The organism is Mameliella sp. CS4 (assembly GCF_019392335.1).
In the GTDB taxonomy this organism is placed as follows: Bacteria; Pseudomonadota; Alphaproteobacteria; order Rhodobacterales; family Rhodobacteraceae; genus Antarctobacter.
This window is the reverse complement of the sequence record NZ_JAHXRQ010000002.1, coordinates 254,379-278,465: the sequence shown is the minus strand read 5'-3', so window position 1 is coordinate 278,465 and position 24,087 is coordinate 254,379. Positions and strand designations below refer to the sequence as shown.

Sequence of the window (24,087 nt, the reverse complement as noted above, 5' to 3'; positions counted from 1 at the left end):
GACATAATCTTTCGCGTATCCCAATCCGGACGCAACAAGATTGCGAACAATGATTCACGCCACGGAGGCCCCGATGACCGAGACCCAGATGCCGCCCCGCGACAAGCCCTGGCTGATCCGCACCTATGCGGGCCACTCCACGGCCAAGGCCTCGAACGCGCTTTACCGCAACAATCTTGCCAAGGGGCAGACCGGGCTTTCCGTGGCTTTCGACCTGCCCACGCAGACGGGCTATGACAGCGATCATATCCTGGCAAAGGGCGAGGTGGGCAAGGTCGGCGTGCCGGTCTGCCATCTGGGCGACATGCGGTCACTCTTTGACGAGATCCCGCTGGAGCAGATGAACACCTCGATGACCATCAATGCCACGGCGCCCTGGCTGCTGTCGCTCTATATCGCGGTGGCCGAGGAACAGGGGGCCGATGTCGCCAAGCTGCAGGGCACGGTACAGAACGACCTCATCAAGGAATACCTGAGCCGCGGCACCTATATCTGTCCCCCGAAACCCTCGCTCAAGCTGATCGGGGACGTGGCCGAGTATTGCTACACCAATGTGCCCAAGTGGAACCCGATGAACGTCTGTTCCTACCACCTGCAAGAGGCGGGCGCGACACCGGAACAGGAACTGGCCTTTGCGCTGGCCACGGCCACAGCCGTTCTGGACGAGCTGAAGACCCGCGTTCCGGCAGAAGATTTCCCCCGGCTGGTCGGGCGGATCAGCTTTTTCGTCAATGCGGGCATCCGGTTCGTGACCGAGATGTGCAAGATGCGCGCCTTTGTCGACCTCTGGGACGAAATCTGCGCCACCCGCTACGGCGTCGAGGATCCCAAGTATCGCCGTTTCCGCTATGGCGTGCAGGTCAACAGCCTTGGCCTGACCGAACAGCAGCCGGAAAACAACGTCTACCGTATCCTGATCGAGATGCTGGCCGTCACCTTGTCGAAAAAGGCCCGCGCCCGCGCCGTGCAGCTGCCCGCGTGGAACGAGGCACTTGGCCTGCCCCGCCCCTGGGATCAGCAATGGTCGATGCGAATGCAGCAGATCATGGCCTATGAAACCGACCTGCTGGAATTCGACGACCTCTTTGACGGCAACCCGGCGGTGGATGCCAAGGTCGAGGCCCTGAAAGAGGGCGCGCGGCACGAACTGTCCCTGATCGACGGCATGGGCGGCGCCGTCGAGGCCATCGAATACATGAAGGGCCGTCTGGTCGACAGCAACGCCGAGCGGCTGAACCGGATCGAGCGCGGCGAGACCACCGTGGTGGGCGTCAACAAGTTCCAGCACGGCGAACCCAGCCCGCTGATGGACGAGGACGGCGGCATCATGACGGTCGACCCGGCGGTGGAACAGGATCAGATCGACCGCCTGAACGCCTGGCGGGCCGAACGCGACGAGACGGCGGTCAAGACAGCCCTTGCCGACCTGCGCGCAGCGGCGGCGGCGGGCGAGAATGTCATGCCGGCCTCGATCACCTGCGCAAAGGCGGGCGTCACCACCGGCGAATGGGCGGCGCAGATGCGCAGCGTCTTCGGCGAATACCGCGGCCCCACGGGCGTGTCGCGCTCTGTTTCCAACAAGACCGAGGGGCTGGACGACTTGCGCGAGGCGGTGGACGCGGTCAGCGACAAGCTGGGCAAGCGGCTGCGCTTCCTCGTGGGCAAACCGGGGCTGGACGGCCATTCCAATGGCGCCGAGCAGATCGCCTTTCGCGCCCGCGACTGCGGCATGGAGATCGACTATGAGGGCATCCGCCTGACCCCGGATCAAATCGTCGAGGCCGCCAAGGAGGGGGCGCATGTGGTTGGCCTGTCGATCTTGTCGGGCAGCCATATCCCGCTGGTCGAGGACCTGATGAACCGGATGCGAGCCGAGGGATTGGGCCATGTGCCCGTGATCGTTGGTGGCATCATCCCGGACGAGGATGCCCGGCGCCTGAAAGGCATGGGCGTGGCACAGGTCTATACGCCCAAGGATTTCGAGCTGAACACGATCATGCGCGATATCGTGACCCTGGTCGATCCGGCCTCTGTGGCCGCGGAGTAGACATTCCTGAATTGCGAGATGACGCATTCCAAAAGGCCCGGCGCGACACGCCGGGCCTTTTTCTTTACACTGGCGCTATTTCGCGTCAGACCAGTTTTGCAACATTCGGAATGGTGAAAAAGCGAGTCTTTGTCATTTCGGAATAGTGTGACGTTGCGGCAGATTCTTGCTGCACTATTTCGTGACACAAAATAGACGTTGAACACCGACAAGATCGGGGGGAGAACCCGCCGATCAAGAAAACGGAGAAAAGACATGGATATCGATCTGGAAAAGCTTTCGCACGACGAACTCCAACAATTGATTTCCGATGCTCAAAAGGCTCTGAAATCGGTCGATGCGCGTCGCCGGGCAGAAGCAAAGCGCGCAGCGGAAAAGGCTGCCAAGGAATTCGGATTCTCGCTGGACGAGGTTCTGGACGCTGGCCCGAAAGGCAGCAAGGGCGCGCCGAAATATGCAAACCCGGCCGATCCCTCGCAAACCTGGACGGGCCGCGGCCGCAAGCCCAACTGGGTGATTGCAGCACTCGAGGAAGGCAAGTCGCTCGACGATCTCGCGCTCTGAGATGACGATCCATATCGGAGCCGCGCCCGGTGAAATCGCGGAAACGGTGCTGATGCCCGGAGACCCGCGCCGCGCGAAATGGGCGGCGGAAAAGTTCCTGGATAATGTGACCTGTATCAACGATGTGCGCGGCATGTCGGGATTCACCGGAACCTGGAAAGGACATCGGGTGTCGATACAGGGGTCGGGGATGGGAATGCCCAGCCTGTCGATCTATGCCAATGAACTGCTCCGCGACTACGGCGCGAAAACGCTGATCCGCATCGGATCATGCGGCGGTATGCAGGATCATGTCGGGCTGCGGGATATTGTGATCGCCATGACCGCCACGACGCTTTCGACTCCGTCCAGCGGGTTTTTCCGGGAATTGAATTACGCGCCCTGCGCGGATTTCGGATTGCTGGAACGCGCCGTTGCGGCGGCGCGTGAACATGGGGTCACGACTCATGTCGGCGGTATCTATTCCTCGGACGTGTTTTACGATGAACGCCCGGACCTGAACGACCAGATGGTGCGCCACGGCGTCCTGGCGGTCGAGATGGAGGCGGCGGAGCTTTACACGGTGGCCGCAAGGTTCGGCGCGCGAGCACTGGCTGTCCTGACGGTGTCCGACCACCTGCCGACGGGTGCCGCCCTGTCCTCGGACGAGCGCGAAAGCTCTTTCGGCGAGATGGTGGAAATCGCGCTGGAAGCCGGTTTTGCGTGACTGCGTGGCGGGGTAAACCCCGCCCTACGCACTTGCCCCCGGTGCCGCTTGTCGGCAAGAGCGGTCCAATCGCGCCAAGGGGCCATACTGAAGGATGCGAGGGGCCAGCCCCTCGCGCTCCCCGGAGTATTTTTAGCCCAAAGAAAAGCCGGCGCGGTCACGTCACGCCGTGTGTGCGGTCATAGCCGTTGGGCGGCGGCCTCTGCCAGCCGTCGAGAGCCCCTGTCACCGGGGCCAGCACCTCGACCTGCAGCGGAAAGCAGGCGGCCGTGTCGGAGCTGTGCTCTGATGAGCAATCCCCGCCCGGACAGGCACTGAGCGCGCCCAGCAGGTCGATCTCTGCAAGGAAGGTAAGGTGGTCGCCGGGACGGACCGGGCTTGCCTTCATGAAATATTGCCCGGTGTCGCGGGTGAACCCCGTGCACATGAAGACATTGAGCACATCGTGGACGTGGCGCTCTGCCTCGGCCAGTGGCAGGTCGCAGGCGGCAGACAGGGCACGGATGAGGTTCGAGTGGCAGCAATGGTGGTACTGGCTGCCCGACAGCAGGTTGCCCGTATAGGGATCGCAGCGCGTGCCGATCACGTCGTGGACGGAGCCGCCGAAGGCGTCGATGCCGTACCAGTCAAGAGTGTCCTCGACCACGGTGGCAAGCGGGCGCAGCGTGGGAAAGCTGGACCACAGCCGGTCGCCGGTGGTGACATGGGTTCCGTGCAGGGCGCGGGTCTTGCCAGAGTAGAAACGCTCGGACAGGTCATGGGCGTTCCAGAGGTTCAGATCCCCCACCTGCGGACCGTCGACCGAGGTGATGCGAAAGAAATGCCCTGCGGGGACGGTAAAGCTGCAAGCGTCGCGGGGCGGGGCCAGGGTGGTTGCCGTGACCTCTGCCCCGGACAGCGCCGCCCGGTAGAGCGCCAGGTCGGGCTTCGGCAAGGTCTCTGTGGGATAGCAGATCACCGGGGGGATGGCGCGGCGGGCTTCGGCGTCGGCGGGGGGCATTGTCATCGTGTGGCTCCTTTCGGGGTGGAGTGAAGACCCGGGTGGCCGGATTGGCAAGGGCGCTCACCCCAAGGGCGGGGGGCGATCCCTGTAGCAGTCTGACGGGGGTTGGCCGCGCGCGCCCCGAACCGTGGCGCCGCAATGGATGCAGGTCCAGGTGCTGTCCCCGTCGCCGCGGCGTTCGCGCCAGCGGCAATAGCGCGTGGCACGGTTGGAAAAGACCGCGATCAGGATGAAGGCGACGATGAGGCCGATGACGACGAACATGCCCCGGTTTAACGCCATGACAGGCGGGCGAAAACCCTGCCCCCTGCCCTGCTGTGCACCGGCGCCGAGGCAACACCCGAAGGACCGGAACAGGCGCCGCACGGCCCGCTGTGCCGCCTGCCCGAAAAAAACGAGTCCAGGACGAATTTTTTCCTTGATCGACTCAATGCTCTGGCCCATATGCGCGGCCATAGACGCCAACGCACGCGCCTCTGTCGAGGTGGGCAAAAGCACCCACGCGGTTAAGTAGCGACGGTAACGTCTCCCTTGGAACTGAGCGGTCTGCGCCGGGAAACCGGAATGGCCGGGTCTGAATGGAGATGACCATGAACGCTTTTGCCGCCGGGCTTTCTGCCCGCGATACCCTGTCCCGTGCCGAGCGCCACATCCTTACACATCGTTTCGACCGTCCGACGCTGGTGCTGGACACCGACGTGGTCGCCCGTCAGTACGCCGCCCTGGCCCAGGGCCTGGGCCGCGCGCGCATCCATTACGCCGTCAAGGCAAACCCGGCGCCGGAAATCCTGTCGACGCTCGTCGCCGCCGGGTCGCGTTTCGACGCCGCCAGCCGCCCCGAGATCGAGATGTGCCTTGCCGCCGGTGCGCAGCCGCATGAGATCAGCTTTGGCAACACCGTGAAGCGCCCGTCGGATATCGCCTGGGCCTTTGAGGCTGGCGTCGATCTGTTCGCCGCGGATGCCGAGGAAGAGCTGGTCAAGATCGCGCGCAATGCCCCCGGCGCGCAGGTCTACATCCGCCTACTCGTCATGGCGACAGAGGCCGACTGGCCGTTGTCGCGGAAGTTCGGCTGCGCACCGGAAATGGCGCTGGAGCTGATGGGCCGTGCCCGCATGCTGGGCCTGCGTCCGGTCGGTGTCTCCTTCCACGTCGGGTCGCAGACCCGTCGCGCCGCCATGTGGGCGCCGGTCCTGGACGAGGTTGCCAAGGTCTGGAACGCCGCGCAGGAGGCCGGTTTCGAGCTGGACCTGCTGAACATCGGCGGCGGTTTCCCGGCCTACTACGGCCAGTCGGTGCAGGGCCCCGAAGCCTATGCCGGCGAAGTCATGAGCCTGGTGCGCGAGCGTTTCGGCAATGTCGAGCGGATCATGGCAGAGCCGGGCCGTGGGCTGGTGGCGGAATGCGGCGCGATTGCCGCCGAGGTGCTGCTGGTCTCGCGCAAGACCGAGAACGACCTGCACCGCTGGGTCTACCTGGACATCGGCAAGTTCTCGGGCCTGGCCGAGACGATGGACGAGGCGATCCGCTATCAGTTCGTGACCGACAAGGATTTCGAGCCGACCGGGTCGTGCATCCTGGCGGGCCCAAGCTGCGACAGCGCCGACGTGCTGTATGAAAAGCAACCCGTGCAGCTGCCCGTTGGCCTGGCCGCGGGTGACCGGATCGTGATCCGCTGCTGCGGTGCCTACACCTCGACCTATGCGTCGATCGGCTTTAACGGCTTCCCGCCGCTGGACGTGGTGGTGATCTGAGGCGGGGGCGGGTCCCCCCGCCCTACGGCAAATCGCAGGACGCCCGGTCATCTGGCCGGGCGTTTTTCTTTTGTCCGCAATGACAGAGGCCCCCGAAACGCGAAACGCCCGGCCTGGCGGTCGGGCGTTTGGTCAACCGGGGTGATGGGTCGATCCCCTCTCACACGGGGTCACGCGGCCAGGGGCAGGTCCTCGTAGACCGGGGCCTTGCTCTCGACGCGCTGTTCGGGCGTGAAGTAGGCCCAAGCCTGGTCGAGGGCTTCGAGGGCGCGTTGGGCGTTGTTTTTCTGCTGCTCTTGCATGGGGTTGCCTTTCGGGTTCGACAAATCCCCTCCCTGACGCCTAGATAATCCCGTTGGATCACCTTGACCTCACCCAAGGTCGCAAGGTTGGGATGCATTCCCTGCAAGGGAAGCCACGTCACCTGTCCCGGATTTCCCGGGCGAGCAGGTCCAGCAGACGGGCCTTTGGGTCTTGCTCCGAGCCTTTTGTCCAGCCGTCGCCAAAGTCCGCACGGATGGCCTCGTCCCGCAAGAGCGGTGCAAGGCGGGCGGCGGCGCGCAGGAGTTCTGCGTACCACCAAGCATATTTGCTTTCGCCCAGCGCGACACGGTTCAGGTAGTGGAGACGGGACGAAAAAGCCCCGAGAAACTCTGCCAGTTCCTCGGGGCTGTCGAATTTCGGCGGCAGGATGGTCATCAGACCGCGCGGTCGACCATCATCTTCTTGATCTCGGCAATCGCCAGCGCCGGGTTCAACCCCTTGGGGCAGGTCTTGGCGCAGTTCATGATGGTGTGGCAGCGGTAGAGCTTGAAGGGGTCCTCAAGCTGATCCAGGCGCTCGCCCGTCGCCTCGTCGCGGCTGTCGATGATCCAGCGGTAGGCGTGCAGCAGGGCTGCCGGTCCAAGGTAGCGGTCGCCGTTCCACCAATAGGACGGGCAGGCCGTCGAGCAGGAAGCGCACATCACGCATTCATAGAGCCCGTCGAGTTTCTTGCGGTCCTCGATCGACTGTTTCCACTCTTTTGCCGGGCGGTTCGTCTTGGTTTCCAGCCAGGGCATGATGCTGGCGTGCTGGGCGTAGAAATGCGTCAGGTCGGGAATCAGGTCCTTGACCACCGGCATATGCGGCAGCGGGTAGATCTTTACGTCGCCCTCGACCTCGTCCAGCCCGTAGATGCAGGCCAGCGTGTTGATCCCGTCGATGTTCATCGCGCAGGAGCCACAGATCCCCTCACGGCAGGACCGGCGGAAGGTCAGCGTGGGGTCGATCTCGTTCTTGATCTTGATAAGCGCGTCCAGGATCATCGGGCCGCAGGTATCCATGTCGAGGAAATAGGTATCGACCTGCGGGTTCTTCCCGTCATCGGGGTTCCAGCGGTAGATCTGGAACTTGCGGACGTTCTTGGCGCCCTCCGGCTTGGGCCAGGTCTTGCCGGTCTTGATCTGCGAGTTCTTGGGGAGCGTGAATTGGACCATCTCTCTCTCCTTAGCGAAGCAGGGCTGGCAGGCCGTTCAGGGCCAGGCAGCGGAGGGTTTCGGGTTTGGACGCGATGTCCTGTGCGATCTGGACGGTGCTTTCGGTCGGGCCGATCACCGCGTCCGCGGCCAGCGCGCGGATTTGCTGCGCGTTGGCGTTGTCGATGAGGCAGTCCAGCGTGGGTTCCAGCGGCACGCCGGGGAACGTGTCGGCAACCACCGGTGTCAGGGCCGAGCGCGCGGCACTGCGCGCAATCTCGTCCTGGGCCTGCGGCGAGCAGGCGGCCAGCAGCCCGGCCACGGCCAGGGCGGCGGTATGCCCGCTCAGTCGAGGCAATAGAGTGTGCCCCGGTAGATCGTCGGCGCGCCGGGGTAACAGCCCACCGGCGCAACGGGCGCCAGCGTGCCGATGCCCGGCAGCCCGGCCTGTTGATGGCTGGGCCGGTAGGCGGTCATGCAGGCATCCAGCGCCATGTCATAGCGCGTGTTGTACCCGTAGTGCCCGCCCTGCGCCGCGATGCGTTGCGCCTCTGGCTTGCAGAGTCTGTAGGCCTCTGCCTGGTTGGCCGCAGCAGCCGATCCCAGGGCGACGCCCGCGATGACAGGGAGAATTGGCAGCCACCCCCGCATCAGAACGTCCGCGCCTTGGGCGCGATCTTTTTCAGGCTGATGCCGCCTTCCTCTTCGGTCGACAGCGGATCGACGATGACCGGGCGATAGCTGAGGTCGACACTGTTGCCCTCGACCCGCGCGACGGTGTGCACGCGCCAGTTGTCGTCGTCGCGTTCGGAGAAGTCCTCGTGCGCGTGGGCGCCCCGGCTTTCCTTGCGCGCCTCGGCGCCGAAAATGGTCGCCAGCGCGTTGGGCATCAGGTTGGTCAGTTCCAGCGTTTCCATCAGGTCAGAGTTCCAGACCAGGCTGCGGTCGGTCACCTTGATGTCGTCCATCTTGGCGGCAATACCGGTCATCGCCTCGACACCTTCGGCCATCGTCTTGGCGGTGCGGAAGACGGCAGCGTCGCGCTGCATGGTCTTTTGCATCTCAAGCCGCAGGTCGGCGGTGGGCACCGTGCCGCTGGCGTTGCGGATGCCGTCGAACCGGTCGAAGGCCTTGTCGATCTCGGACACCGGCGCAGAGGGCACGGCGGTTTCGGGATCCACGACCTTGCCGGCGCGGATCGCGGCGGCGCGGCCAAAAACCACGAGGTCGATCAGCGAGTTCGAGCCGAGACGGTTGGCCCCGTGGACCGAGGCACAGCCCGCTTCGCCCACGGCCATGAGGCCCGGGACGGTGGCGGTGGGATCATCCTCGGACGGGTTCAGCACCTCGCCCCAGTAGTTGGTCGGGATACCGCCCATGTTGTAATGCACGGTCGGCAGGACCGGGATCGGCTCCTTGGTGACATCGACACCGGCAAAAATCTTGGCCGACTCCGAGATGCCCGGCAGGCGCTCTGCCAGCGCTTCGGCGGGCAGGTGCGACAGGTTCAAGTGAATGTGGTCGCCCTCGGCGCCCACGCCCCGGCCTTCGCGGATTTCCATGGTCATCGAGCGACTGACATAGTCGCGCGGTGCGAGGTCCTTGTAGGTCGGCGCGTAGCGTTCCATGAAACGCTCGCCCTCGGAGTTCGTCAGGTAGCCGCCCTCACCCCGGGCGCCCTCGGTGATGAGGCAGCCGGAACCATAGATGCCGGTCGGGTGGAACTGGACGAATTCCATGTCCTGAAGCGGCAGGCCCGCACGGGCCACCATGCCGCCGCCGTCGCCGGTGCAGGTGTGGGCCGAAGTGGCCGAGAAATAGGCACGGCCATAACCGCCCGTGGCCAGAACGACCATCTTGGCGTTGAAGACGTGGAAGGTGCCGTCGTCGAGCTTCCAGCAGAGCACGCCCTTGCACTCGCCGTTTTCCATCAGCAGGTCGATGGCGAAATACTCGATATAGAACTCGGCGTTGTTCTTGAGCGACTGGCCGTAAAGCGTGTGCAGGATGGCGTGGCCGGTGCGGTCCGCGGCGGCGCAGGTGCGCTGCACGGGCGGGCCTTCACCGAATTCGGTGGTGTGGCCGCCAAAGGGACGCTGGTAGATCTTGCCCTCTTCGGTGCGGCTGAACGGAACGCCGTAATGTTCCAGCTCGTAAACCGCCTTGGGCGCCTCGCGGGCGAGGTATTCCATCGCGTCGGTGTCGCCCAGCCAGTCCGAGCCCTTGACGGTGTCGTACATGTGCCACTGCCAATTGTCGGGCCCCATGTTCGACAGCGAGGCGGCGATGCCGCCCTGGGCTGCGACGGTGTGTGAGCGGGTCGGGAAAACCTTGGTCACGCAGGCGGTGCGCAGGCCCTGTTCGGCCATGCCGAGCGTGGCGCGGAGACCCGCGCCGCCAGCCCCGACAACCACGACGTCATAATCATGCGTCTCGTATTCGTATGCTGCCATTGGTGTTTACCTGTTCATCTGTGCGGGGGACGGCGATCCTGCAAGAGCGCCGTCTCTGGCGATAGGGGTCTGCGGGCGCCTCAGAGCGCGAGGCGCGCGATGGCGAAGACGCCAACGGCGGCGGCGCCGTAGCTGAGGCAGGTCATGACGAGGATCAGGATCTTTTCCATCGCGCCATGAACATAGTCCTCGATCAGCACCTGCACACCCATGTTGAAGTGGTGAAAGCCCACCAGGATGGTCAGCGCCGCGATGATCGCCGGGAAAGGACGCGCGAAATAGGCGGTCACCTCTTCGTAGGTGCCGCCCAGGGCGCCACCGAAGGTGAAGACGAAGAGCGGCACCAGGATCAGCAGCGCGACAGAGCTTTTCTTCATCGCCCAGTGATGCGCTGTGCCGGACTTGGCCGCGCCCCAGCCAACGGCGCGTTTGCGGTCGGTCAGAAATGCCATTTTGCGGGCCTCCTCAGACGACGATGATGGTGAAAAGGGTCAGGACGACAGAGCCGATGATGACGGCCCAGCCCAGCATTTCCGCCCGGTCCAGTTCAAGCATCTTGGCCTCGTCCCAGATCAGGTGCCGCACGCCGGCCAGCGTGTGATACCAGATGGCCCAGACAGAGCCGAGCATGACGAGGTCGCCGAACCAGGAGGTCAGGACCGCGTTGGCGGTGGCAAAGTAGGCTTCGGAAGTGGCGGCGGCCAGGAACCACCAGACCACCAGCAGCGCGCCAAGCAACAGGGCATTGCCGGTGATGCGCGTGAGGATCGAACTTATCGAAGTCAGCTGGGGGCGGTAGACCTGCAGGTGCGGTGAGAGCGGGCGATTGCCCCGGTTCACGTCGGCCATGAATGATGTCCTTTCGGTTCCGTCGCTCTCTGTTTACTGCTTTCAAGGCCCGTGTCACGAGGCCCTGCGCGCGATTTCTGCGGTTTTTTGGCGCAATCGGGTGGATTTGCACGATTTGTGATCACGCAATCGCGGGGTGTGATCACATATTTGCGCTAACGTAACGCTTCATCTCCCGCGGTCTGTTTGGTCAGTCCCCGCAAGAGTTTTTGACGGATTCGGTCGGGATAGTCGGCATAGCTGGCGGCACCGGTGACGAAAGTCCCCGGCCCGGAGATGACGTTTTCATAGCGGCACCGTCGCGGAGCGCATGAGCCAGGCCCTGCATCTGTGTCCGGTATCCTTGGCGTCGTCCGAGCCGGAGACATCCACGGCCAGGACCAATGCCACCTTGCAGGCCAGAAGGCGGCAGGGCAGCAACAGCACGGCAAGGATCATCGAAAGACGCATGCCCGCCATGAGAGACCCGGCCGCATCGGCACGCAAGACACGTCAGGGTGAACCCTCGGCCGGTCGCCCTGCCAAGACGGCAGAGAAGAACACGGGTTACTCGGGGAACCCCAGGCGGTCGAGGGCCTGACGCGCCTGCCGCCGCAGGCCGGGGTCTTGCGATGCAAGTTCGCCATGAATGGTGCGGACAAGCGCCGAAAAGCTGCGGCTCCCGATCAGACCATACACGACCGCCGGAATGTCCTGCTGCGGGATCTCAAGCAAATCGCGCGAGGCTTCGGGCAGTTTGAATGACGGCATGATCAAGACTCTCCGGATCGGGCGGCGCGGGGCCGCAATCTCCAAAGCTTTATTCCAGGTGTCACATTTCCTGCCATTGGCCTTTGGTCCATATGGCCCCCCCGGTCATCGGCGTGGCCGGGGGGGGGCCGACTCAGACAGGCATCAGCGCCCAATAGTCGAGGTCGAGCAGAACGTCGGGCAAATACTTGCCGTCCGGGCCTTTCAGTTCGAACGGCGCGCCGCCCTTGGTTGCCACCAGTCGAAGGCGGATCGCGCCGACGCCGGGAGCAGAGGTTTCCGCCTTGTCCAGCACCTCGGACCATGCCTTGACGGTGTTGCCCGCAAGGCAGGGGTTGGCATGGGCGCCACCATTCAGACCGGCGATGACCTGCGCATTGGCCAGCCCGTTGAAGGAGAGCGCCCGCGCCATCGAGATGACATGCCCGCCGTAGATCAGGCGCTGATCGGGCCGTGCGGTGACGTCGAAATGCACCTTGGACGTGTTCTGCCAGAGGCGCGTGGCCATCATGTGCTCGGCTTCTTCGATGGTGACACCGTCGACATGGTCGATGGTCTCGCCGATCTCGTAGTCCGACAGACGGTGCTTTTCGCCCGCAAGCGTGAAATCGTAATTGGCGAAATCCAGCCCCTCGGGGATCACAAGATCCTCTGGCGCAAGGCTTTTCTTGAGGTCGGGGATCACCGTTTCAGGCGCGGGTGCGTCGAGGTTGCGTTTGCGCAGCATGACCCAGCGGGCATATTCCATGACCGTCTCGCCGTACTGGTTCAGCCCGCGCGAGCGGACATAGACCACGCCGGTGCGCCCGTTCGAGTTCTGCTTGAGGCCGATCACCTCTGACTGCGAACGAATGGTATCGCCGGGCCAGACCGGCTTCAGCCAGCGGCCCTCGGCATAGCCGAGGTTCGCCACGGCGTTCAGGGAAACATCCGGGACCGTCTTGCCGAAAACGATGTGAAAGGCGGCAAGGTCGTCGATCGGCGCCGCCGCCAGACCGCAGGACCGCGCAAATTCATCCGAGGAATAGAGCGCGTGGCGCATCGGGTAGAGCGCGTGGTAGAGCGCCCGCTCGCCCCCGGACACGGTGCGCGGCACGGCGTGGTCGATGACCTCGCCCACGGTATAGTCTTCGAAGAAGCGGCCCGGATTGGTCTTGGCCATGGCTCAGTGATCTCCCAGCTTGGTGTCAGGGGTGTAGGTGCCGTCGACCTCCTTCACGACCGCCTGACCGCAGCGCATGACGCCGTTGGCGGCGTCAAAGGCATAGGTCGGCGCACCGTGAAGTTCCCAGCCCTTGTTCAGGGCTGCGGTGACCTTGTGGCAAAAGGCCGAGGTGTCATCCTCGGAGAGAAAGCGATAGAGTTTCATGAGCTTATCCGAAGGGGTTGTAGCCAAGCCACTTGTGGATGTAGCCGATCACCACAAGGAGGACGATCGAAGCGACGAAGAAGATGATGTCTTTCTTGATCGGCCCCGGCGTGGGCGGCGTCCAGTTCGGCACGGCGCGGTTGATGACGATCATCTCGACAATGGCCCAGACCGCGAGACCGCCGAACAGGACAAGGCTGGGCACGTCGCCGTTCACCAGGATGTGCGCAACGGCCCAGAGAAAGAAGCCCGTCAGCATCGGGTGGCGCATCCCCGCCAAGAGGCGGCCCTTTTTGGGCGCCGGGCTCATCATGTAGATGGCCACCAGGATCAGCAGGTTATTGATGCCCACGGTCGCCGGGTGACGGCCCCAGAAAAAGGCGCCATCGGCCATCCGGTAGCCGAAGATCATCAGGACAACGCTGACAAGCAGCGCAAGGGCAACCAGGCCCTTGCCCTTGTCGCCCATCGGCTCGCGGACACCGGGGGCAATCCGCTTGAAGAGATGCGCCGCCCACCAGAGCGCGACACCGAGAATCAAAAGTAGCATGGCTGGTCTCCCTAGCTGTTCGCCGGGACCCTGCTGTTAATCGGCCAGGGCCGCAATGGCCTCGGCCTTGGCGAGGGTCTTGCGGGCGGTTTCGACGTGCAGGTTCTCGACGATCTTGCCGTCGACCACGGCAACCCCCTGCCCCGCCTTCTCGGCCTCCTCGTAGGCGTCGATCTGGCGGCGGGCCAGGTCGATTTCCTCTGTCCCGGGGGCGAAGGCGGCGTTGGCGATATCGACCTGGGCCGGGTGGATCAGCGTCTTGCCGTCCATGCCCATGTCACGCCCCTGGGCGCATTCGGCCTGCAGCCCGGCGTCGTCCTTGAAGGCGTTGTAGACGCCATCGACGATCACCTTGCCGTGCGCCTTGGCGGCCAGCACACAAAGGCCAAGGCCGGAGAGCATCGGCAGGCGGTCGGCGCGAAAGCGCGAGTTCAGCTCCTTGGCGAGGTCGTTTGTGCCCATCACCATGCCCTGCAGGCGGGGATGCGCGGCAATCTCGTTCGCGGCCAGCATGCCGGCAGGCGTTTCCATCATCGCCCAGAGCGGCTTGTCCGTCAGCTCGGCCAGCGCGTCCAGCTGGGCGGTGGATTCGACCTTGGGCAGAAGGATGGCGTCACAGTCCATCGCGGCGGCAGCCTTGGCGTCGGCCTTGCCCCATTCGGTGTCGAACCCGTTGATGCGCACAATCCGCGTGCGGTTGCCATAGGAGCGGGTCAGGGCCTCGGCCAGGATCGCGCGTGCCGCGGGTTTCTCGGACGGGGCGACGGCATCTTCCAGATCAAAGATAATGGCGTCGATGGGCATGGCACGGGCCTTTTCCAACGCCCGCTCCTTGGAGCCGGGGATGTACAGGACGGAACGGTAGGGGCGTGCGCGCAGGTCCATCTGAGTCTCCTCTTGAAATATTGTTGCGCGGTTTAGCGCATTTTTCTCAGATTAGTTCAAGACCAAAGTCGCCGCATCGCAGCATTTCAGTATATCTTGGTGCACAATGGCGCCAATGCCGGGTCGGAATCGACGCAACGCACGCTGTGTTAACCAGATTATAGCGGGTCCGGGGAGACGATGTTCCCATGCCGTCGAAGCGGCAAGGCGCTCCGGGCCACAGGGACGGCACGCCGGGATCGAGGGGACCTACCCTGTGCCGGGCGCGCGGCAAAGCCGCGTCATCATCCGCCCGGCGCGCAGCCGAAAGGTGACACTATGACTGAGAAATACATCAAGCGCGCGATGCTCTCGGCGGGTCTTGTGCTGGGCGCGGCCTCTTACGTCGAGGCGCAGGACCTGCGCCACTGCGCCCCGCGCGACCAGGTGATCGACCGCTTGGCCACGAAATACGGCGAAACCCGCCAGAGCATGGGGCTGGGTGCCAACAACGCGGTGATGGAGGTCTTTGCCTCGATCGAATCCGGCTCGTGGACGATCACGGTGACGATGGCCAACGGCATCACCTGCCTGGTCGCCAGTGGACAGTCCTTTGAGGAACTTGCCGAGGCGCTGCCGCCCGAGGGGGACGATGCGTGACGCAACAGGGAACCGGGGGCCCGCAGGGCATACCGGTTCCATGACCGGTCAGGTCAGCGCGTCGAAGACCAGTTTCGTACCGGTCAGGGTCAGCGCGACATAGGCAATTCCGAAAAACACCCGTTCGGGCACCCTGTGATGCGCCTTGACCCCCAGCCATGTGCCGAGCAGGGCAAAGGGGATCAGGACGAGGTCCAGCTTCAGCGTTTCCCATGTGAAGATGCCCATGCCGGCATAGATGCCGGATTTCGACAGGTTCACCGCCCAGAAGATCAGAACGGTCGTCGACTGGAAGGCGGTCTTGCCCAGTTTTTGCCCCAGCAGGTAAACCGAGGCCGCCGGCCCGCCCGCGTGGCTGACGAAACTTGTGAAGCCCAGCAAGACCCCCATTGTCAGCCCTACCCCGGATCCGAATTTCGTTTCGCCCAGGCGGACCAACCCGGTGGCCTGCGCCACCTGCCAGGCCACGAAAAGCAACGCCACCAGCCCGATCAGCAGGCGGATCGCATCGGGATCGGTCCAGGCATAGAAGAGCGCGCCAAGGATCGTACCGGGGATAGAGCCGATCAGCAGGACCCGCGCAGCAGCCCAGTCCCACTTGCGCCAATAGGCAGGCAGGCTGGCCACGTCGATCAGCATCAAGAGCGGCAGCATCAGCCCCAGGGCGATGCCCGGGTCCAGCGCGATGGCCAGAATCGAGGCGCTGGCAAAGGCCACGCCAGAACCGAAACCGCCCTTTGAAATGCCCGCGAAGATGACCGCCGGGATCGTCACCGCGAAGACGGGTAGCGTGAAGAGGTCCATGCCTGGCTCCGCGAAATTCTCCCTCGTGACAGGTCTTTAACGTCGCTTTAGCGCTATCTTCAAGGACTTCGGACCAAGCGCCGCAGCGCAGCACCCTTGCGAAGCGCCGCGTCTGCGCGTACGCAAAGCGCCAAATTCACGCAAGGCGGAGATGAATTCATGGCCAGACCCAAGATTGCCCTGATCGGCGCGGGACAGATCGGTGGCACGCTTGCCCACCTCGCAGCAATGAAGGAACTGGGCGACGTCGTCCTGTTCGACATCGCCGAGGGCACGCCCGAGGGCAAGGCGCTCGACATCGCCGAGTCCGGCCCCTCGGAAGGCTTCGACGCCTCGCTGAAAGGCACGCAGGATTACGCCGACATCGCGGGCGCGGACGTCTGCATCGTGACCGCCGGCGTGCCGCGCAAGCCGGGCATGAGCCGTGACGACCTGCTGGGCATCAACCTCAAGGTCATGAAGTCCGTGGGCGAAGGCATCGGCGAACACGCCCCGAACGCATTCGTCATCTGCATCACCAACCCGCTGGACGCGATGGTCTGGGCCCTGCAGCAATTCTCGGGCCTGCCCGCGAACAAGGTCTGCGGCATGGCCGGCGTGCTGGACTCGGCCCGCTTCCGCCACTTCCTGAGCCTGGAATTCAACGTCTCGATGAAAGACGTCACCGCCTTCGTCCTGGGCGGCCACGGCGACACGATGGTGCCCTCGGTCCGGTATTCGACCGTTGCCGGCATCCCGCTGCCCGACCTGATCGAGATGGGCTGGACCACCAAGGACAAGCTCGACGCCATCGTGCAGCGCACCCGTGACGGCGGCGCCGAGATCGTCGGCCTTCTGAAGACCGGCTCGGCTTTCTACGCGCCGGCCACCTCGGCCATCGAAATGGCCGAAGCCTACCTGAAAGACCAGAAGCGCCTGCTGCCCTGCGCGGCCTATTGCGACGGCGAATTCGGCCTGAAGGGCATGTATGTTGGCGTGCCCACCGTGATCGGTGCCGGCGGGATCGAGCGGATCGTGAACATCAAGCTCAACAAGGAAGAGCAGGAAATGTTCGACACCTCCGTGAAAGCGGTTCAGGGCCTCGTCGAGGCCTGCAAGGGCATCGACAGTTCGCTGGCCTGAAACCCGCGTCACAGCGGAAGTTCTTGATTGCGCGCCTTCGGGCGCGCATTCTTTTTTCATGATCCGTCAATCAATTTTCGCCTTGCTTTGCCTGGCCTCCGCCGCCTCTGCCCAAGAGGCGGAGCGCGACCTGGACCTGACCCCGCTGTTATCTTCTCTGGGTCTGGCCGACACCATCACCGCTTTGCAGGCAGACCCGCCCGGCCCGGCGCGCGATTTTGCCCTGGGCGGCGCGCAGTTCCTGCGCGGGGTCGAGAAGACCCTGCAGATGCGCTATCGCCACAATGCAGATTTCGGCGACCTGCCCTTTCCGGTTCTCCGGCTGCCCTTGCCTTACAACCCCGACAGCGCACCGTTTTATTCCGCGCTTGTTTCGGACCTGTTCAAAGGCGTCGTGACGGACATGCAGGAGGCGCGCAGCACCTTGTCCACCGCGCGGGGCGAGTTTGGCGTGACCGTGGATCTGACGCGGGTCTGGTTCGACATCAACGAAAACGGCCGGCAGGACACGGGCGAAAGCCTGATGGCCGCCGCGGGCGCGGCCCTGGGGCGCGGTGCGCCCGATGGCGCGCTGAACCAATTGACCGTGCGTTTCGATGGCGCGGATGCCGCCTGGCTTGAGGCCTATACGCATTTGCTCGAAGGGTTTGGCCACTTGATCCTGGCCTTCGACCCGACCGAGGTGATCGAGGAGGTAAACGCCAGCGTCGCACTCATGGCAGAGATCCGCGGCAGCGAATTCCGCGAAAACGTCTGGCTGTTCCAAGGCGAGGAGGAGGCGGTGGACACCATCGCGGTGCTCTACGGGGCGGTGAATCGAACGCCGGATGTACCGCATGTGCATGCGATGCGCGACAACCTGTTGGCCATGATCGACGCGAACCGGCGGTTCTGGGACATGGTGGCGCTGGAGACCGACAATGATCGCGAGTGGATACCTGGCAAGGGGCAGATCTCGGCGCTGGGCATCGAAATGCCCCAGGACACCTCACAGCGCTGGCTGGCGGTGCTTGACGATGCCAAGGATGTGCTGACCGGCAAGCAACTGGTCGGGCACTGGCGGCTGGACGGCGCCGGGGGCGTGAATGTCGCGAAACTGTTGGAGAACCCGGCGCCGGTGGACCTGGTGACCTGGGTGCAGGGGCTTGGTCTTTCGGACTACCTGGAAAGCGGGCCGGTCGTGGATGCAACCAACTGGAGCGATTTTCAGCGCATGTTCGGAGGCGACGCTCTGTTGTTCGTGGTCTGGCTGAACTGATAGCGCTCGCTGCGAATCACCTGTCCGATAAGGGTTTGCGAATATGTGATCACACCTTTCCGGGCTGTGATCACAAATGTCGGAAAACCGGCCCAATCTCGCTGATGCGGCAAATTATCGGTTCTAACCGCCCCCCGAGACTGCCTAGGTAGGGAAAATCCGCAGCAACACGGGGACAGACGACCCATGAATATCCACGAATACCAGGCCAAGGCCCTCCTCCGCAGCTACGGGGCGCCTGTCTCGGATGGCCGCGTTGTCCTGAAAGCCGAAGAAGCCAAGACCGCCGCAGGCGCGCTGGACGGTCCGCTCTGGGTCGTCAAGGCACAGATCCACGCGGGTGGCCGCGGCAAGGGCTCCTTCAAGGAAGCTGACGCCGGCGAGAAGGGCGGCGTACGCCTGGCCAAATCCGTGGAAGAGGCGGAAATGGAGACCAAGCGGATGCTTGGCCGCACCCTGGTGACCAAGCAGACCGGCGACGCCGGCAAGCAGGTCAACCGCATCTACATCGAAGACGGCTCGGGCATCGAAACAGAGATGTACCTGGCCCTGCTCGTCGACCGGCAGACCAGCCGCGTGTCATTTGTCGCCTCGACCGAGGGCGGTATGGACATCGAGGAAGTGGCCGAAAGCACCCCGGAAAAGATCCTGTCGTTCTCCGTCGACCCGGCCACCGGCTATCAGGCGTTCCACGGTCGCCGCATCGCCTTCAACCTGGGCCTGACCGGCAAGCAGGTGAAGCAGTGCGTGGCGCTGATGGGCACGCTCTACAAGCTGTTCATCGAGAAGGACATGGAGATGCTGGAGATCAACCCGCTGATCGTGACCGACTCGGGTGATCTGAAATGCCTCGACGCCAAGATGGGCTTTGACGGCAACGCGGTCTACCGCCACCCCGACATCGCCGAGCTGCGCGACACCACCGAGGAAGACTCCAAGGAACTGGAGGCCTCCAAGTACGACCTGAACTACATCGCGCTGGACGGCGAGATCGGCTGCATGGTCAACGGCGCGGGCCTGGCGATGGCCACGATGGACATCATCAAGCTGTATGGCGCGGAGCCTGCCAACTTCCTCGACGTCGGTGGCGGCGCGACCAAGGAGAAAGTGACCGAGGCGTTCAAGATCATCACCTCCGACCCGAACGTGAAGGGCATCCTGGTCAACATCTTCGGCGGCATCATGCGTTGCGACGTCATCGCCGAGGGCGTGATCGCCGCGGTGAAGGAAGTGGGCCTGCAGGTTCCGCTGGTCGTGCGCCTGGAAGGCACCAACGTCTCGAAGGGCAAGGAGATCATCTCGAACTCCGGCCTCGACGTGATCGCCGCGGACGACCTCAAGGACGGCGCCGAGAAGATCGTGAAAGCGGTCAAGGGCTGATCCTCCGATCATGGAAACCAAAGTTCTCAAGACCTCCGGGATCGGCATCCATGTACTGCTGTTCGGGCTTGTTGTCGTGGCTGTCGGTCTGGGCCTGGCCCTGAACATCCTGAGCCTGCGCGGCAGAAGCGACCGGGAGGCCCTGCAGATCGTGGGGCTGATCTTTATGTTTGCCGGCGCGGTTCCGTTCCTGATGGGGCTGCGCCTGTTCCTGGCCGGGCCGAAGGGCCTGCACCTGACGCCGACCGGATTTCGGGATGCCCGGATGTTTCGCAACGAGATTCCGTGGTCCGCCCTGCAGGACGTCAGCATCGGCAAGTCCAACAACGGGCGCTGGGATGCTGTCCTGCTGAAGGTCTCGCCGGACGCCTACAAGGCGGCCGGGGTGCGCTTTTTCACAAGGATGGTGACGGCCAGGCCGGACGCCGGGATCGGCTATACCAAGAACATGGTGGACACCTCGCTTGAGGACTTTGGCAACGAGGTGCTCGACTACGCGAACAAGGCCCGGCAGCGGGCCGCTTGACACTGGCTGCGGGCGGGGATCACCGGCCCGCAGCACCCGAACACACGGCAGGACGCCCTGCCGGACCTGAGCAAGGAGACCGCCGCAATGGCCGTCCTCTGGAACGTCAACAGCGCAACCCGGACATGGGGGATGTCCCCCGGTCCCAATTCGTAGATCCGACCCCATGTCCCGCCCCGACGCCATCCTTCATATCGGCTTCAACAAATGCGGCTCGACCGCCCTGCAGCAATGGCTGGGCGATCAGGCGGATGCATTGGCCGATCATGGCATCTGGTATCGCCGGATGGACCCACGCGCCGACGTTGTCTGCACCAATCCGCAGTTGCAGGTCCTGGCCTGCACGCTGGCAGGCGAGGATGTGCCCGCGCGTCCGATGAACGCCGTTCTGGGCATCACCGATCGCACCAGCCAGGACCGCGTGGCAGAGGACTTTCGCCGCGACTTCGAGGCAAGGGTGGCCAAGGGCGGTTTCGACACCTGGGTCGGATCAAGCGAATCTCTGGTTGGACGCAACATGACGCCCGATGCGACACAGGCCCTGACGGACTGGCTGACCTCGCTTTTCGGGCGCGTCCGCTACGTCGCCTATATCCGCCGCCCCGAACCCTGGCTGGTAAGCCTTTACGGCCATCACCAGCGCCGTACCGGCAAGCAGGAGTCCCTGTCGGAATTCGCGCAGCGCGTCGGCCAGACACCCTTCGCCCGGCTGCTGGGCATGTGGCAACAGACCGTCGCCCCTGAAGCACTGGACGTCCGGCTGTTCCACGAACATTGGCTGCGCGACAGCGGCCTGGTCGAGGATTTCTCGACCGTCCTGGGCTTGCCGACCGGCGCCGTCGAGACGCGAGCCAAGCGGCTCAACACCTCTTTCCGGGACGGGCTGCGCGGGCTGATGCCGCTGGCCCGAAGCCCGAAACGCCCCAGCCTGCCCGCCGAGACCCGCAACGCCATAGCCGCGCGCAATGCCGAGGCGATGCAGTGGATCGAAGGCCGTTTCTTTGCCGACCGCCGCGCCGAGTTCCGAAACTGGGTCGCAGACTAGACCCGATACACCGACACGACACAGAAAAGAGCCCGCCAGCAAGATGACCGAGACCGCCGCACATAGCCCCTTCGCCCCCCGTTCCGACGGGTCGCGGCGCTGTGTCGTGCATATCGGCCTGTCCAAGACGGGCACGACGGCGATCCAGTCTGTGCTGCATGCCAACTGGGCCCTGCTCAAGACGCGCGGGCTGTTCTTTCCCAACCTCTACGGCGAGCGCTACGCGCAGATTTCGCTGTCGGCCTATGTGCAACTCGCCTCGGGCGAAGACCTGCCGCAGTATATCGCCCGCCGCCTGCCGCTGGACACGCCGGAAAAGCGCGCGTCCTTCGTCCAGGGCTTCCCGGCCCGGCTGCATAACGCGATCAACGAGGTTGCCAACCTGCAAGGCCCCGGCACGGTGCTGTTGTCCTGCGAGGACCTGTCGCTGAGCGTGCGCACGGACGAGCAGTTCCGCATCCTGCGCGAGCTGATCGAACCGCGGTTCGACGAGGTGACCTACCTTGTCTACATCCGCCGCCAGGAAGACCGCATCCTCAGCCGTTATTCCCAGACCCTGCGCGGAGGCGTGTCGCACACGATGGACGCGTTCATGACGAACCCCGCGCTGTACGACACCCGCACGGTGTTGGACCGCTGGGCCGCCCATATCGGGCGCGACCGCCTGCATGTGCGCCTGTTCGACCGCAGCACCCTGACCGGTGGCGACCTGATGCAGGATTTCTTCGGCCTCTTCGGGGTGGATCCGTCAGAGCTGTCGATCTCGGAACGCAGCAACGAGGCCTACTGGCCCGAGGCCGTGCCCTTCCTTGTCCGGATGAACCAGTTGCTGCCGGAACTGGAAGACCGCCTGCCCGCCGGCTTTCGCGCCCGCCTGGTGCAGGCGGTGGACGGGGCCGCCGCGGGCCGCGAGAAACTGCGCCTGACGCCGGACCAGGCGCAGGAGATCCGCCGCCGCAATGCGCCGCACGAAAAGGCGATCCTGGAAACCTATTTCCCCGAGCGCGAGACACTTTTCCCCGAGCGCCCGCTGCCCGCGCCCCAGGCGCAGGAGGCGGACGACGAAGCCGATGCCGTCGCCCGTGTCGCCATCGAGGTCCTGCTGGACTGGTGGGACGAAATGACGGTGGCGAAACGCACCGAAGCCGCCGCGAGACAGGAGGTCGATCACATTGAGACCTTCTGACCAGCGGCCCCTTTCATCGCCTGCTTGCAGGCTCAACCCGACGCCGCGCAGCCGCGCTGCTTGATCATCACCCAAAGACAGGAAAGCACATGGCCGTCCTCATCGATGAAAACACCAAAGTGATCTGCCAGGGCCTCACCGGCTCGCAAGGCACCTTCCACACCGAGCAGGCGATCGCCTACGGCACCAAGATGGTCGGCGGCGTGACCCCGGGCAAAGGCGGCCAGACCCACCTGGACCTGCCGGTCTTCAACTCGGTCCACGAGGCCAAGCACGTGACCGAGGCCAATGCCTCGGTGATCTACGTGCCGCCGCCCTTCGCCGCGGATTCGATCCTCGAAGCCATCGACGCAGAGATGGAACTGATCGTCTGCATCACCGAGGGTATCCCGGTGCTGGACATGATGAAGGTCAAGCGCGCGCTGGAGACCTCGCAGTCCGTCCTGATCGGTCCGAACTGCCCCGGTGTCATCACGCCGGACGCCTGCAAGATCGGCATCATGCCGGGTCACATCCACAAGCGCGGCAAGGTGGGCGTCGTGTCGCGCTCGGGCACGCTGACCTACGAGGCGGTCAAGCAGACCACCGACGTGGGCCTGGGCCAGTCGACCTGCGTCGGCATCGGCGGCGACCCGATCAAGGGCACCGAGCATATCGACGTGCTGGAATGGTTCCTTGCGGATGACGAGACCGAGGCGATCATCATGATCGGCGAGATCGGCGGCTCGGCCGAGGAAGAAGCGGCACAGTTCCTGGCCGACGAAAAGAAGAAAGGCCGCTGGAAACCCACCGCCGGATTCATCGCCGGCCGCACGGCACCTCCGGGCCGCCGCATGGGCCACGCGGGCGCGATTGTCGCTGGCGGCAAGGGCGGCGCCGACGACAAGATCGAGGCGATGAATGCCGCAGGCATCGTGGTGGCCGACAGCCCCGCGACCCTGGGCGAGGCCGTGCTGAAGGCGATCGGCTGAACCCGCGCCTTGAAAAAGACACGGCAAGCGGCCCGCATCATGCAGGCCGCTTCTGCCACAAGGAGACCATGCAATGCGCAACGTTCTTGCCCGACTGGTGATCATGGCGGCCTCCGTGATCTTACCTGCTGTCGGACATGCGCAAATCGTTCAGGCCTTCGACATCTGCTCGGACATCGGCAAGCCGCACGCGGCGCAGATGCGTGCGCTAAACAAAGCCGGATTTCTACCGCTAGATGCGCCTTCCCGGCAGTTGGAACTCGCATCGCAGGCGGCCTTCGCCGTGAATGGCTCGAATTGGAAGAATACGGACTACGCGAAGGTGCTGGAGGCCGGAGAGTTTTCAGGACAATGGGACCCGATACCCGGGTACACACGCGATGTTGTGCGTCTTGGTCATCCGAGCGGAGCGATGATCGAGGTTGATTACAGTTCCGGTCCTTTCCTGAAAGGCAAGATCGACATGGTGGTGCGCTCCTGCCTGATCGTTGTGCCAAAAGACTACGGCGGCAAGACCGGCTTGCTGAAATTCTCCGAACATCCGAAATCCAAGCAGACCGACATCGGGTTGTTCTCAAGCTTCTTTGGCAAGCGTCCCGCACCGCTCGCCCGACGCAATCCGACTGACGGCTTGAAGACGGCTGACCTGCGCGGGCTGATCAGTATCTTTGCCCCGGACACCGGGCTGGAACTTCCGGCCCAAGCCTACCACATCCACTTCACAGAATTTCGCGATTCCTCCGAGTAACAGCCCATTCCGCCCATAGGG

At 64.1% G+C, this 24,087-nt stretch carries 30 protein-coding genes; 13 read left to right on the top strand and 17 right to left on the bottom strand.

Annotation, left to right across the window (positions count from 1 at the left end; all coding sequences use genetic code 11):
• The first annotated feature begins 73 nt into the window (after positions 1-73).
• From KZZ07_RS04720 to deoD, 3 genes are all read left to right on the top strand, one after another.
• Positions 74-2,047, top strand: coding sequence for a protein meaA (locus KZZ07_RS04720; RefSeq protein WP_219512569.1), 1,974 nt, complete (start codon positions 74-76; stop codon positions 2,045-2,047).
• A 255-nt stretch (positions 2,048-2,302) separates the two neighbouring features.
• The gene (locus KZZ07_RS04715) at positions 2,303-2,611 is read left to right on the top strand and encodes an H-NS histone family protein (protein ID WP_219512567.1); all 309 of its coding nucleotides are present in this window, start codon (positions 2,303-2,305) and stop codon (positions 2,609-2,611) included.
• 1 nt (position 2,612) lies between these two features.
• Positions 2,613-3,317 (top strand): purine-nucleoside phosphorylase, encoded by a 705-nt coding sequence (deoD, locus tag KZZ07_RS04710; RefSeq protein WP_219512565.1) that lies wholly within the window; start codon positions 2,613-2,615, stop codon positions 3,315-3,317.
• A gap of 157 nt (positions 3,318-3,474) precedes the next feature.
• On the opposite strand, the gene KZZ07_RS04705 is transcribed toward deoD, so the two are convergent.
• Positions 3,475-4,323 (bottom strand): urea carboxylase-associated family protein, encoded by an 849-nt coding sequence (locus tag KZZ07_RS04705; protein ID WP_219512563.1) that lies wholly within the window; start codon positions 4,321-4,323, stop codon positions 3,475-3,477.
• A 57-nt stretch (positions 4,324-4,380) separates the two neighbouring features.
• Positions 4,381-4,584, bottom strand: coding sequence for a hypothetical protein (locus KZZ07_RS04700; RefSeq protein ID WP_219512561.1), 204 nt, complete (start codon positions 4,582-4,584; stop codon positions 4,381-4,383).
• 326 nt (positions 4,585-4,910) lie between these two features.
• Between KZZ07_RS04700 and KZZ07_RS04695 the strand changes: the two genes are divergently transcribed.
• Positions 4,911-6,074, top strand: coding sequence for a type III PLP-dependent enzyme (locus KZZ07_RS04695; protein WP_219512560.1), 1,164 nt, complete (start codon positions 4,911-4,913; stop codon positions 6,072-6,074).
• Between the two features lie 170 nt (positions 6,075-6,244).
• On the opposite strand, the gene KZZ07_RS04690 is transcribed toward KZZ07_RS04695, so the two are convergent.
• From KZZ07_RS04690 to KZZ07_RS04620, 14 genes are all read right to left on the bottom strand, one after another.
• Positions 6,245-6,400: a hypothetical protein gene (locus tag KZZ07_RS04690; RefSeq protein ID WP_219512559.1), complete on the bottom strand. Its 156-nt coding sequence runs from the start codon at positions 6,398-6,400 to the stop codon at positions 6,245-6,247.
• A gap of 94 nt (positions 6,401-6,494) precedes the next feature.
• Complete coding sequence (locus KZZ07_RS04685; protein ID WP_219512558.1) at positions 6,495-6,773, bottom strand: hypothetical protein; 279 nt, start codon at positions 6,771-6,773, stop codon at positions 6,495-6,497.
• Positions 6,773-7,552: a succinate dehydrogenase iron-sulfur subunit gene (locus KZZ07_RS04680; protein WP_219512557.1), complete on the bottom strand. Its 780-nt coding sequence runs from the start codon at positions 7,550-7,552 to the stop codon at positions 6,773-6,775. The genes KZZ07_RS04685 and KZZ07_RS04680 overlap by 1 nt, the downstream gene beginning before the upstream one ends.
• A gap of 10 nt (positions 7,553-7,562) precedes the next feature.
• Complete coding sequence (locus KZZ07_RS04675; protein WP_255564157.1) at positions 7,563-7,889, bottom strand: hypothetical protein; 327 nt, start codon at positions 7,887-7,889, stop codon at positions 7,563-7,565.
• Entirely contained in the window at positions 7,877-8,182 is a 306-nt protein-coding gene (locus KZZ07_RS04670; protein ID WP_219512556.1) for a hypothetical protein, read from the bottom strand. Before KZZ07_RS04670 ends, KZZ07_RS04675 begins: the two co-directional genes overlap by 13 nt.
• Positions 8,182-9,984, bottom strand: coding sequence for a succinate dehydrogenase flavoprotein subunit (sdhA, locus tag KZZ07_RS04665; protein WP_219512554.1), 1,803 nt, complete (start codon positions 9,982-9,984; stop codon positions 8,182-8,184). Before sdhA ends, KZZ07_RS04670 begins: the two co-directional genes overlap by 1 nt.
• Before the next feature lie 80 nt (positions 9,985-10,064).
• Entirely contained in the window at positions 10,065-10,436 is a 372-nt protein-coding gene (sdhD, locus tag KZZ07_RS04660; RefSeq protein ID WP_219512553.1) for a succinate dehydrogenase, hydrophobic membrane anchor protein, read from the bottom strand.
• A gap of 13 nt (positions 10,437-10,449) precedes the next feature.
• Positions 10,450-10,833 carry a succinate dehydrogenase, cytochrome b556 subunit gene (sdhC, locus tag KZZ07_RS04655; RefSeq protein WP_219512552.1) on the bottom strand — a complete coding sequence of 128 codons (384 nt, stop codon included), beginning with the start codon at positions 10,831-10,833 and terminating at the stop codon, positions 10,450-10,452.
• Between the two features lie 285 nt (positions 10,834-11,118).
• Positions 11,119-11,292 carry a DUF1194 domain-containing protein gene (locus KZZ07_RS04645; RefSeq protein WP_219512781.1) on the bottom strand — a complete coding sequence of 58 codons (174 nt, stop codon included), beginning with the start codon at positions 11,290-11,292 and terminating at the stop codon, positions 11,119-11,121.
• 87 nt (positions 11,293-11,379) lie between these two features.
• Positions 11,380-11,583, bottom strand: coding sequence for a hypothetical protein (locus KZZ07_RS04640; protein ID WP_219512550.1), 204 nt, complete (start codon positions 11,581-11,583; stop codon positions 11,380-11,382).
• A gap of 133 nt (positions 11,584-11,716) precedes the next feature.
• On the bottom strand, positions 11,717-12,745 hold the full coding sequence (locus KZZ07_RS04635; protein ID WP_219512549.1) for a MaoC family dehydratase: 1,029 nt from the start codon (positions 12,743-12,745) through the stop codon (positions 11,717-11,719).
• Between the two features lie 3 nt (positions 12,746-12,748).
• Complete coding sequence (locus KZZ07_RS04630) at positions 12,749-12,952, bottom strand: DUF1737 domain-containing protein (RefSeq protein ID WP_043136354.1); 204 nt, start codon at positions 12,950-12,952, stop codon at positions 12,749-12,751.
• A gap of 4 nt (positions 12,953-12,956) precedes the next feature.
• Positions 12,957-13,502, bottom strand: a complete 546-nt coding sequence (locus tag KZZ07_RS04625) for an NnrU family protein (RefSeq protein WP_219512548.1) — start codon at positions 13,500-13,502, stop codon at positions 12,957-12,959.
• Between the two features lie 36 nt (positions 13,503-13,538).
• Positions 13,539-14,387, bottom strand: coding sequence for an HpcH/HpaI aldolase/citrate lyase family protein (locus tag KZZ07_RS04620; protein ID WP_219512547.1), 849 nt, complete (start codon positions 14,385-14,387; stop codon positions 13,539-13,541).
• A 345-nt stretch (positions 14,388-14,732) separates the two neighbouring features.
• Here KZZ07_RS04620 and KZZ07_RS04615 point away from each other — a divergent pair, with 345 nt between their 5' ends.
• Positions 14,733-15,026, top strand: a complete 294-nt coding sequence (locus tag KZZ07_RS04615; protein ID WP_255564168.1) for a hypothetical protein — start codon at positions 14,733-14,735, stop codon at positions 15,024-15,026.
• A gap of 48 nt (positions 15,027-15,074) precedes the next feature.
• Here KZZ07_RS04615 and KZZ07_RS04610 read toward each other — a convergent pair whose 3' ends face one another.
• Positions 15,075-15,830: a sulfite exporter TauE/SafE family protein gene (locus KZZ07_RS04610; RefSeq protein WP_219512545.1), complete on the bottom strand. Its 756-nt coding sequence runs from the start codon at positions 15,828-15,830 to the stop codon at positions 15,075-15,077.
• 159 nt (positions 15,831-15,989) lie between these two features.
• Here KZZ07_RS04610 and mdh point away from each other — a divergent pair, with 159 nt between their 5' ends.
• The 8 genes from mdh to KZZ07_RS04570 all read left to right on the top strand — a co-directional run bounded on the left by mdh (position 15,990) and on the right by KZZ07_RS04570 (position 24,066).
• On the top strand, positions 15,990-16,952 hold the full coding sequence (gene mdh / locus KZZ07_RS04605) for a malate dehydrogenase (RefSeq protein WP_219512543.1): 963 nt from the start codon (positions 15,990-15,992) through the stop codon (positions 16,950-16,952).
• A gap of 58 nt (positions 16,953-17,010) precedes the next feature.
• Positions 17,011-18,210, top strand: a complete 1,200-nt coding sequence (locus KZZ07_RS04600; protein ID WP_219512541.1) for a hypothetical protein — start codon at positions 17,011-17,013, stop codon at positions 18,208-18,210.
• A 186-nt stretch (positions 18,211-18,396) separates the two neighbouring features.
• Positions 18,397-19,590, top strand: a complete 1,194-nt coding sequence (gene sucC / locus KZZ07_RS04595; protein ID WP_219512539.1) for an ADP-forming succinate--CoA ligase subunit beta — start codon at positions 18,397-18,399, stop codon at positions 19,588-19,590.
• Between the two features lie 10 nt (positions 19,591-19,600).
• Positions 19,601-20,116 (top strand): hypothetical protein, encoded by a 516-nt coding sequence (locus KZZ07_RS04590; protein ID WP_219512538.1) that lies wholly within the window; start codon positions 19,601-19,603, stop codon positions 20,114-20,116.
• A 166-nt stretch (positions 20,117-20,282) separates the two neighbouring features.
• Complete coding sequence (locus tag KZZ07_RS04585) at positions 20,283-21,161, top strand: hypothetical protein (RefSeq protein WP_219512537.1); 879 nt, start codon at positions 20,283-20,285, stop codon at positions 21,159-21,161.
• A 43-nt stretch (positions 21,162-21,204) separates the two neighbouring features.
• The gene (locus KZZ07_RS04580) at positions 21,205-22,347 is read left to right on the top strand and encodes a hypothetical protein (protein WP_219512536.1); all 1,143 of its coding nucleotides are present in this window, start codon (positions 21,205-21,207) and stop codon (positions 22,345-22,347) included.
• A gap of 89 nt (positions 22,348-22,436) precedes the next feature.
• Complete coding sequence (gene sucD, locus KZZ07_RS04575; RefSeq protein WP_219512535.1) at positions 22,437-23,318, top strand: succinate--CoA ligase subunit alpha; 882 nt, start codon at positions 22,437-22,439, stop codon at positions 23,316-23,318.
• A gap of 73 nt (positions 23,319-23,391) precedes the next feature.
• The gene (locus KZZ07_RS04570; RefSeq protein WP_219512534.1) at positions 23,392-24,066 is read left to right on the top strand and encodes a hypothetical protein; all 675 of its coding nucleotides are present in this window, start codon (positions 23,392-23,394) and stop codon (positions 24,064-24,066) included.
• The last annotated feature ends 21 nt before the right edge of the window (positions 24,067-24,087 follow it).

Bases quoted from the DNA above. Each gene is read 5' to 3' on its own strand.
- KZZ07_RS04720 (WP_219512569.1), top strand. From the start codon at position 74: ATGACCGAGACCCAGATGCCGCCCCGCGACAAGCCCTGGCTGATCCGC.
- KZZ07_RS04715 (WP_219512567.1), top strand. From the start codon at position 2,303: ATGGATATCGATCTGGAAAAGCTTTCGCACGACGAACTCCAACAATTG.
- deoD (WP_219512565.1), top strand. From the start codon at position 2,613: ATGACGATCCATATCGGAGCCGCGCCCGGTGAAATCGCGGAAACGGTG.
- KZZ07_RS04705 (WP_219512563.1), bottom strand. From the start codon at position 4,323: ATGACAATGCCCCCCGCCGACGCCGAAGCCCGCCGCGCCATCCCCCCG.
- KZZ07_RS04700 (WP_219512561.1), bottom strand. From the start codon at position 4,584: ATGTTCGTCGTCATCGGCCTCATCGTCGCCTTCATCCTGATCGCGGTC.
- KZZ07_RS04695 (WP_219512560.1), top strand. From the start codon at position 4,911: ATGAACGCTTTTGCCGCCGGGCTTTCTGCCCGCGATACCCTGTCCCGT.
- KZZ07_RS04685 (WP_219512558.1), bottom strand. From the start codon at position 6,773: ATGACCATCCTGCCGCCGAAATTCGACAGCCCCGAGGAACTGGCAGAG.
- KZZ07_RS04680 (WP_219512557.1), bottom strand. From the start codon at position 7,552: ATGGTCCAATTCACGCTCCCCAAGAACTCGCAGATCAAGACCGGCAAG.
- KZZ07_RS04670 (WP_219512556.1), bottom strand. From the start codon at position 8,182: ATGCGGGGGTGGCTGCCAATTCTCCCTGTCATCGCGGGCGTCGCCCTG.
- sdhA (WP_219512554.1), bottom strand. From the start codon at position 9,984: ATGGCAGCATACGAATACGAGACGCATGATTATGACGTCGTGGTTGTC.
- sdhD (WP_219512553.1), bottom strand. From the start codon at position 10,436: ATGGCATTTCTGACCGACCGCAAACGCGCCGTTGGCTGGGGCGCGGCC.
- sdhC (WP_219512552.1), bottom strand. From the start codon at position 10,833: ATGGCCGACGTGAACCGGGGCAATCGCCCGCTCTCACCGCACCTGCAG.
- KZZ07_RS04645 (WP_219512781.1), bottom strand. From the start codon at position 11,292: ATGGCGGGCATGCGTCTTTCGATGATCCTTGCCGTGCTGTTGCTGCCC.
- KZZ07_RS04640 (WP_219512550.1), bottom strand. From the start codon at position 11,583: ATGCCGTCATTCAAACTGCCCGAAGCCTCGCGCGATTTGCTTGAGATC.
- KZZ07_RS04635 (WP_219512549.1), bottom strand. From the start codon at position 12,745: ATGGCCAAGACCAATCCGGGCCGCTTCTTCGAAGACTATACCGTGGGC.
- KZZ07_RS04630 (WP_043136354.1), bottom strand. From the start codon at position 12,952: ATGAAACTCTATCGCTTTCTCTCCGAGGATGACACCTCGGCCTTTTGC.
- KZZ07_RS04625 (WP_219512548.1), bottom strand. From the start codon at position 13,502: ATGCTACTTTTGATTCTCGGTGTCGCGCTCTGGTGGGCGGCGCATCTC.
- KZZ07_RS04620 (WP_219512547.1), bottom strand. From the start codon at position 14,387: ATGGACCTGCGCGCACGCCCCTACCGTTCCGTCCTGTACATCCCCGGC.
- KZZ07_RS04615 (WP_255564168.1), top strand. From the start codon at position 14,733: ATGCTCTCGGCGGGTCTTGTGCTGGGCGCGGCCTCTTACGTCGAGGCG.
- KZZ07_RS04610 (WP_219512545.1), bottom strand. From the start codon at position 15,830: ATGGACCTCTTCACGCTACCCGTCTTCGCGGTGACGATCCCGGCGGTC.
- mdh (WP_219512543.1), top strand. From the start codon at position 15,990: ATGGCCAGACCCAAGATTGCCCTGATCGGCGCGGGACAGATCGGTGGC.
- KZZ07_RS04600 (WP_219512541.1), top strand. From the start codon at position 17,011: ATGATCCGTCAATCAATTTTCGCCTTGCTTTGCCTGGCCTCCGCCGCC.
- sucC (WP_219512539.1), top strand. From the start codon at position 18,397: ATGAATATCCACGAATACCAGGCCAAGGCCCTCCTCCGCAGCTACGGG.
- KZZ07_RS04590 (WP_219512538.1), top strand. From the start codon at position 19,601: ATGGAAACCAAAGTTCTCAAGACCTCCGGGATCGGCATCCATGTACTG.
- KZZ07_RS04585 (WP_219512537.1), top strand. From the start codon at position 20,283: ATGTCCCGCCCCGACGCCATCCTTCATATCGGCTTCAACAAATGCGGC.
- KZZ07_RS04580 (WP_219512536.1), top strand. From the start codon at position 21,205: ATGACCGAGACCGCCGCACATAGCCCCTTCGCCCCCCGTTCCGACGGG.
- sucD (WP_219512535.1), top strand. From the start codon at position 22,437: ATGGCCGTCCTCATCGATGAAAACACCAAAGTGATCTGCCAGGGCCTC.
- KZZ07_RS04570 (WP_219512534.1), top strand. From the start codon at position 23,392: ATGCGCAACGTTCTTGCCCGACTGGTGATCATGGCGGCCTCCGTGATC.